At 68.0% G+C, this 1,270-nt stretch carries 2 protein-coding genes; both read left to right on the top strand.

Annotated elements, in window-relative coordinates:
- The first annotated feature begins 68 nt into the window (after window positions 1–68).
- Window positions 69–359, top strand: coding sequence for a transposase (locus tag ISP_RS46035; protein WP_013229481.1), 291 nt, complete (start codon window positions 69–71; stop codon window positions 357–359).
- Window positions 356–1,237 (top strand): IS3 family transposase, encoded by an 882-nt coding sequence (locus ISP_RS46030; RefSeq protein ID WP_013229482.1) that lies wholly within the window; start codon window positions 356–358, stop codon window positions 1,235–1,237. Before ISP_RS46035 ends, ISP_RS46030 begins: the two co-directional genes overlap by 4 nt.
- Window positions 1,238–1,270: the final 33 nt, after the last annotated feature.

The following is a 1,270-nucleotide window of genomic DNA, read 5'->3' as shown; positions in this document are numbered from 1 at the left end:
CACGTGGAGTTGCCCCGTGGGGCCGGACACCTTGATTCCAGACAGTGGTCTGGAGGGAGGATGTCCTGATGTCGCGCAGGTCGAAGTATCCGGAGCAGTTCCGTCGGGACGCGATCGAGCTGGTCAACTCCAGCGACCGGCCGTTGCGGCAGATCGCCCGCGAGCTGGGGGTCAACCACGAGACCCTGCGCTCGTGGGTGAACGTGGCCAAGCAGGCCGCCGAGGCCGGGCCGCCGGCGGAGGACCCGGCGGTGACCGATGAGGTGGCACGGTTGCGCAAGCAGGTCGCTGAGCTGCAGAAAGAGAAGGAGATCCTGCGCAAAGCGGCCGCCTATTTTGCGCGCGAGATGGATCGATGAGCTACCGCTACCGGTTCATCTCCGAACACCGCCCCGCGTTCGGGGTGAAGCGGTTGTGCCAGGTCCTGGGGCTGCGGCGGCAGGGCTTCCACGAATGGGTCGCCGCCGAGACGGCCCGGGCGGCGCGGGCCGAGGCCGAGCAGGAACTGCTCACCCTGATCACCTCGATCCACGCCGAACATCGGGGCGCTTACGGGGTGCCGCGGGTGACCGCGGAGCTGCACCGCCGCGGCCATCTGGTGAATCACAAGCGGGTCGAGCGGTTGATGCGCGAGCATGGGCTGGCCGGGATCACCCGCCGCAAACGCCGCACGCTGACTCGGCCGGCGGCCGGCCCGGTTACCCCGGTCGGTGACCTGATCCGCCGGAACTTCACCGCCGAGAAACCAGGGCAGCGGTTCGTCGGGGACATCACCTGCCTGCCCACCTTCGAAGGCTGGCTCTACCTGGCCACCGTCATCGATCTGCATACCCGCGAGGTCGTCGGGCACGCCATGGCCGAGCACATGCGCACCGATTTGGTCTGCGACGCTGTCGATCTGGCCACTGCCCGCGGCCTCATCAAGCCCGACGCGGTGTTCCACTCCGACCGCGGCGTCCAATACACCTCCGGCCAGTTCCGGGCCGCTCTCGCCGAGAAGAACATCCGGCCCTCAATCGGGCGGGTCGGGTCCTGCTACGACAACGCCGTCGCCGAAGCCTTCTTCGCCACCCTGAAAACCGAGATCGGCGCCACGATCTGGCGGACCCGGGCCCAGGCCCGCCAGGACGTGTTCCGCTACCTGCGCTACTACAACCACAAACGACTGCACTCCACCGTCGGCCAGAACACCCCAGCCGAAGCCCGAAACAGCTACGTTCAGGCCCCAGCTGCCTAAAACCCCGTGTCCGCCCCACCGGGGCAACTCCAC

It is taken from the genome of Amycolatopsis mediterranei (assembly GCF_026017845.1).
Lineage (GTDB): Bacteria > Actinomycetota > Actinomycetes > Mycobacteriales > Pseudonocardiaceae > Amycolatopsis > Amycolatopsis mediterranei.
Note: the sequence above shows the minus strand (reverse complement) of the source record. Positions and strands in the feature narration are given on the sequence as shown.